A 232-nucleotide genomic window follows, 5' to 3' on the forward strand; every position below is an offset into this window, starting at 1 on the left:
GGATCATCCCTGGAACGCTGGTTTACGCGTCTGTCGGCAACGGGTTGGACGCGCTGGTCACCGCCGGGGGCGCGCCTAGCCTTGGGATCATCTTCAAGCCGGAGATCCTGGGCCCGATCGTCGGGCTCGGCATCCTCTCCCTGCTGCCGGTGGGGTATAAGAAGTGGAAGGCGCGCCGCGGCAGCGCGTCGCAACCGCCGGAGGGACGCGCATGACCGAAACCCTGACCCCG

The 232-nt window shown here is 68.1% G+C and carries 1 protein-coding gene; it reads left to right on the plus strand.

Annotated elements, in window-relative coordinates; all coding sequences use genetic code 11:
* A partial coding sequence (locus tag R0J87_RS25175; protein WP_498889753.1) for a hypothetical protein occupies positions 1–215 on the plus strand: 215 nt, incomplete at its 5' end.
* Positions 216–232 lie beyond the last annotated feature (17 nt).

The sequence above is a fragment of the Halomonas sp. SIMBA_159 genome, from assembly GCF_046536035.1.
Taxonomy (GTDB): Bacteria; Pseudomonadota; Gammaproteobacteria; order Pseudomonadales; family Halomonadaceae; genus Vreelandella; species Vreelandella venusta_A.